General features: G+C 42.1%; 4 protein-coding genes and 1 pseudogene. 2 read left to right on the top strand and 3 right to left on the bottom strand.

Annotated features, from left to right (window positions below; all coding sequences use genetic code 11):
• The first annotated feature begins 805 nt into the window (after positions 1-805).
• The gene (locus OH455_RS23025) at positions 806-1267 is read left to right on the top strand and encodes a hypothetical protein (protein ID WP_269982914.1); all 462 of its coding nucleotides are present in this window, start codon (positions 806-808) and stop codon (positions 1265-1267) included.
• Positions 1268-1615: 348 nt separating this feature from the next.
• On the opposite strand, the gene OH455_RS23030 is transcribed toward OH455_RS23025, so the two are convergent.
• On the bottom strand, positions 1616-2164 hold the full coding sequence (locus OH455_RS23030; RefSeq protein WP_269982915.1) for a hypothetical protein: 549 nt from the start codon (positions 2162-2164) through the stop codon (positions 1616-1618).
• Between the two features lie 13 nt (positions 2165-2177).
• Positions 2178-3824, bottom strand: a complete 1647-nt coding sequence (locus OH455_RS23035; protein WP_269982916.1) for an LruC domain-containing protein — start codon at positions 3822-3824, stop codon at positions 2178-2180.
• Between the two features lie 645 nt (positions 3825-4469).
• On the opposite strand from OH455_RS23035, the gene OH455_RS23040 reads away from it, so the two are divergent.
• Positions 4470-4928, top strand: coding sequence for a CAP domain-containing protein (locus OH455_RS23040; protein WP_333482732.1), 459 nt, complete (start codon positions 4470-4472; stop codon positions 4926-4928).
• A gap of 358 nt (positions 4929-5286) precedes the next feature.
• Here the strand turns inward: OH455_RS23040 and OH455_RS23045 are convergent.
• Positions 5287-5716, bottom strand: a pseudogene (locus OH455_RS23045) (transposase); the annotation flags it as partial.

A 5716-nucleotide genomic window follows, 5' to 3' on the forward strand; every position in this document is an offset into this window, starting at 1 on the left:
AAGGCAGGGGTTCAATCCTGGCACTGGATTTTGCCAGTGCTTTTGCAGGATATCGCTGGGGTTCAGAAGAGTCAACGCTTTCAGCGCGTAGGGCGATTAACTGTTCAAAAATCAGTGCGTTGTAAAGAGGTGTGTTAACAATGTGTCGAGTAAAGGATGAGGTTTAGACAAGGCCGTCACAGAGTATTAAATTCAGGACACACACCAAAAGTGTTTTCTCTTGGTGTGTGTCCTGAATTTACTAAATCTCTGATGCCTGTCACCAAAATCGTACTTGATGGTATTGACCTGACACTAACCCAAATTAGAATTGGGCGAGCTCTCGACACTGATACAAAATCTCATAACGCACCGGAAGGGTTAGTTATAATTAAAACTATCACCAATAAAGACTTAAAGTATGGTCTTTGTTATAAATATTAAAAAATACGACCTTGGGTTGTTAATTTTTCTGTACATTTAATATTTTTAATTAACGAGAAAAAGTATGGGCGTTCTATCTTATTGTAAAATTGATGACATGGTTATCAGCCGCAATATGCAAAACCATTTAAATGAAATCGAATCAAAAGTGGCGCTTGGTAACTTGCTGGCCACATCGGTTCATCATCACAATTTGTACAAATTTTATCTGGGTGTATGAATGCTGGGAAACGATTAAAAACGATTTATGAGCACGATTGGGAAAAATTCGGTCAAGCGATGGCTAGTAGTCACTTTGTAACAAAAGAGCTAGTTAATCGTATTGCTGACAAGGCGAGATTGACCTCCAGCGGTAAAGAACAACTTTTTTGGAAGTGTGTATATGATGCGACTCGCAACTAGTTTACTCCTGCTATCTTCGAGCGCGTTCGCAGACGTGCAAACCTCATACGACAACCTAAACGCTATGTTTTCTAAGTGTTCTGCTACTGAGCCGATAAAGGGAGATATGCGTGATAAATGGCTGGAGAGTCAGTCTGAAGCGGTTATTAAAACGATGCTATTAACGCTAAAACATCGTGCTTTTCAGCAATGCATAGCAGAAGCCGACAAGGAGTATTTGTATCAATCTTTCCTTGTTTATATTAATACAGGAAATAGAGAGCTACTAGACATCTACCTTTCATTGCGAGAAAACGATGTATTACAGAGCCAAAAGCAGTATATAGACGCCGAGTTTCTAGACAATGCCGATCGGCTAGCCAAGTTGAGCGTATTCTCGACCAACTTCGATACCTTGCAAGCGTACGAAGAATTTAAGAGACAAGCTAATAACTCGTTATAGAGCTGAATCATATAGTGAGGAGAGAAAACGTCGAAAGCTACCAAAAACAATCCTGCTTATTGCTTGAATTTATGAATTTACTCTGAATTTACTAAACCTAGTTAATCCTTAGCGGGTGTCCGTGAGGACAAACCCATTGTAGAGCTAGCGGAGTCAAGGATATCACTGATGCCAACCCATCAGGCCCAACTGAGACTCGTTACCGGAGCTGACCCTGAGTATTCTTGGCAGGCTTGTCCTTTTTAGATGATTATCTTTGTGTGTGTATGTTTTCCAAGCAATCTGTTTTGAGTAAGGCGAATACAGTGTCTCTTGACCTTGAAAGAGTGAATTCGAAACAGGGCTAAGCTACTCAAAGTAAGCCGTAAATTCACTCATTCCTTCAAGTGGAACACGTAGAGTTTGTTGAATATCCATACCATTATTTGGTTGCCACTCAACGACGATCTCTTTCCAACTATTGTTAACCATAATGATGTGGCTACGAGTACTATCGGGAACTGTTGTAATAAGGCTAGAGGGGTCAACGACAAATCTATCTGAATTTGGGTCCTCAGCTAAGATCTTCCAATAAACGCTGAATGAACCGGCTTCATTATTTGGTGGCATAAAATTCAGTGTAAATTCTCGATCAACTCTAAAAGTAAAGTCTTGGTCCGCCGAAAAAACGCTGATTTTTGGCGTTTGATCGACAATTACGTTATTGCTCACTGGTACATCGTTGCTTTCTTGTAATAGCTCATTCTGTGTTTCCGATGATTCAGGCTTTTCCACGTCAACAACTCCTTCTATCTGTGAAGATTCCGGCTCATCAGTCGTGCTGACACCTCCGTCTTCACCACCACATCCAACCATAAACATCACAAACATTGCTGCGGCTGATATTCTATTACTCATAATTTTCCCCTTATTACTCGTAAAGTAATGATGTCTCTGCGTTTGAGCGATGATACCAATCTGAAGCCTCTTGACCGTTTGATCCTACCCACTGATAGATCATTGGGTACACGTTCGTGATGCTTTGGTGCTCTGCAGGGTGAGCCCAGTCATCTGCAATATTGATCGCCCAAGGAATATTGTTTTGATCGACATAGCATGTGGTTGCCGTCGAAAAATCGTCTGCCCAATTTAGAAGGGATGAGTCAAACGCGCTAGTCCCACAGTGATTTTTCAGATGAAGCTCCCAAGATCGCCCTGGAGTAATAAGCGCTCCTAGCGCACCATGATGTGTCCCCTCTGATGCGTAAATAAAAGGGTCAAACGGAGCTGCTCCAGTAACGGTTGATTCGACGGGTTCTGCTAACGTTACACTAAGACGGTAATGAGTTCTTTCTTCCTCACTACAATCGGTGTGAGTACGGAAAAAGAAGCACCCTTCGATGACATCATGCCGTAAGTCCTCACTTAGTACGAACACCCCATCCTCTCCATCCATTTGGGTGATTTGATGACTCACGGCCTGATCATTTAGTGTTAGTGATATCGACTCAATGTTTTCGCTTCCAATGCCAGGAATACGCCATGCTAATGCGTTATGAAATCCTGCTCCCATTGCTTGTATTGTTGCGTTAACTTCGAAACCTTTTAATTGGTTCGAGTCCGTACTCGTCAAAGTCATTTGGTATCGAATAATCACATCGTTGTAATCAAAGTCGCCCGTGTGTGGCCATAAATCTTCAAAAGCGAGCGTCGCATTTGTACTTGCGCTCGGATAATAGGAAGTTGTGTAATTCTCACTTTGCGGCTCGTCTGAACCGACTAAAGCGACATACCCACTCTGAGTGCTACTGCTCTGTTCAAGGCCATTCAGTGCTTCGAAAGGTGTAACGTGTACGGAAAACAAGAGATCATTGAAATCCTTGTCACCTAATGTAAACAGTGTATCTTCGAAACCAATAACGAGTAACTCGCTTGTTTCATCTGCGAAAACAACATTGTGATAACGATCATTGACGTTATTTTCTGGGTTGAGTTGAGATAATGAGTAAAACGGTTGACGCCAAGGGCCATCATAGGGAACATAGCCCTGATTTCCTAACCAGTCCCAGCCCCAACCGTTTGGGACTACAAAAAAACCCATACTCTGTCCTGCCTCTAGTGGAATCTGATAAGTCAACTGGTCACCTTGAGTCATTTCACCCTCAGGTGCTTTAGAAGCATTGGGGAACACGACAATATGCTGAGATATCTGGCTTCTATCTGTCGGTGGGTTATCCGTATCGAATATAAAATAGCCGAAGACATTATTGAAACTAGCGCCTTCGTTTAAGAAAGTGAATGACACATTAGCGGTGCCAACAAAGTTAGGATCAATCTCTATGTTACTTTTCGCGTCTGTTGCAATGTAACTCGGATCGACTCTTTGTCCTGGTGGCAGCATAGTGTCTATGCGGTCCAATAGATTCTGAGGCAGTGTATTATTAATATTAACAACTGCGTCCGGTTTACCTTTTGCACTGTAGCCGATATCGGGTGCACCAGTTAGATAATAGTAGTCCGTTGCATAAGTAGAGGTTGTAAAAAGGCTTATAGTAAACACGAAATATGAGATCTTCATTGTCATGCTCCCGACTGAGTTGTAATTTAGGGGGTAGCACGATGCATACCATTTTTTTTAATAAATTTTTCAATGGTTTAAATTAATTGGGTTTAATTTTCTCAATTTGATAACTAATACGAAAATGAAACTGAGATATCAGCTAGGCTTGGAATCTGTGTCTGAAACACAAAAATGAAATTCAGAAAGTGAAATTCTAAGAAACTCAGGACACACACCAAAAGTGTTCTCTTGGTGTGTGTCCTGAATTTACTCTTTGTTCACGCGAAAACGTCGAAAGCTACCAAAAACAATCCTGCTTATTGCTTGAATTTGTCAAAGATGAGCGATCTCACTCGCTTTTTTTATACCCTATTCAAATATCACCTAGCCTATTTTTGCCATATGAATAACCACTTCATACTCTGAAATGATAATAAACGACTTTCACTACGAAGAAATGATGAGCAGTAATTGCGAAATAAGTGTAAATCGTCAAGCAGCGTACTCCTCCTTGGAACTTTGCTGCTTTCTTATACTTGCCTCTGTTTAAAAGTAACGTTTTGCACTTGTTATATGATTCGATAGGTAACAAGGATAAGAAACATGTCATACAGAACACGAGTAATCATTCCATTACTGTTTTTGGCTGGGTATGGTCAAGCGATGGCTTCGCATACTGAGCACTCAAATTCAACCGTAACGTTTGCCGAACAAATGCTGGCCGCTGTGAATGAGGCACGTTCACGCCCACAACGATGTGGTTCGACAAGGATGCCTGCGGTTAAACCACTTACCTGGGATTATCGGTTAGAACGCGCTGCAGAGAGGCACTCAAGTGATATGGCGAATAATGATTTTGTCAGTCACACGGGATCTGATGGCAGCTCCTTTATCGATAGGATCAACCAAACTGGTTATACATGGCGCCGTGCTGGTGAGAATGTAGCAGGTGGGCAGCGTTCTATTGAAGCGGTGATGAGAGCATGGATGTCTAGCAGAGGACACTGTCGCAGCATAATGAACGCTAATTTTGAGCAAATGGGTGCATCTTTGGTGGAAAACTCATCAGCAAGATACCATTTCTATTGGACTCAGGTCTTTGCCACGCCCAGTCAAAAATAGTCTCATGCAACTCTAAGTGCCGAATATGGTGACCCTTGAATAAGTTTTGAACAACTTTGTTACAACTTGGACACCAAATATCGTAATCACTTTAATACTGAGGGATCCCCTGATTTTATCATGATCCCTCAGACAAAATGTGGCAAAATGGGCAAAATGTGGGACACACACCAACAAAGCTCACACCAATACCAATAAATCGAAAGCTAAGCTCTCCAAACCATCTTGAGAGTTGTAGAGGAATTTTGTCGTGGATTTGGACTTGAGGAAGGTATTTTATTGAATATCGGTACGTTTATTTCAACACCATATCAGCTATCAAGCTGTGGGGGAATTTCTAAAAGCTTTCGAGTGACGCTTACTCAAAGGTGAGTAAATGAAGCTTTTTCTTATTCAGAGCGGCTTTGGCGATGATAGCCTTGGCTTGACTGCCTACCGCCGTGACATGGAATTTCTCCAATTGAGTACACACCCTGAGCCAGTTATTTCTGTCTCCTCCAAGCCTATCTAAGATGGGTGGCAGGCTGGTATTCATCGATGCTTTGTTGGGCCGAATTTGACGAGCTGTCCAGTCGACTAATTCAAGATAATCCATCAATCGAAAAGGAATACCTTCTCTTTTTGAGTGGCTCTCGTGACCGATAAATGGATGAAGGCAAGGGGCTGTAGATTGCTGTCGGTTTAAGGCGTCGATTCGAGCTTTGATGGAAGTGAATTCTGAGTCTTCGGGCTTAGTGGCAATGCCTGCTCGAATAGGATTGAGGTCTACGTACGCCATCGCAGCGGCA

The organism is Vibrio sp. T11.5, assembly GCF_027587155.1.
In the GTDB taxonomy this organism is placed as follows: Bacteria; Pseudomonadota; Gammaproteobacteria; order Enterobacterales; family Vibrionaceae; genus Vibrio; species Vibrio neptunius.

Bases quoted from the DNA above. Each gene is read 5' to 3' on its own strand.
- OH455_RS23025 (WP_269982914.1), top strand. From the start codon at position 806: ATGATGCGACTCGCAACTAGTTTACTCCTGCTATCTTCGAGCGCGTTC.
- OH455_RS23030 (WP_269982915.1), bottom strand. From the start codon at position 2,164: ATGAGTAATAGAATATCAGCCGCAGCAATGTTTGTGATGTTTATGGTT.
- OH455_RS23035 (WP_269982916.1), bottom strand. From the start codon at position 3,824: ATGAAGATCTCATATTTCGTGTTTACTATAAGCCTTTTTACAACCTCT.
- OH455_RS23040 (WP_333482732.1), top strand. From the start codon at position 4,470: ATGGCTTCGCATACTGAGCACTCAAATTCAACCGTAACGTTTGCCGAA.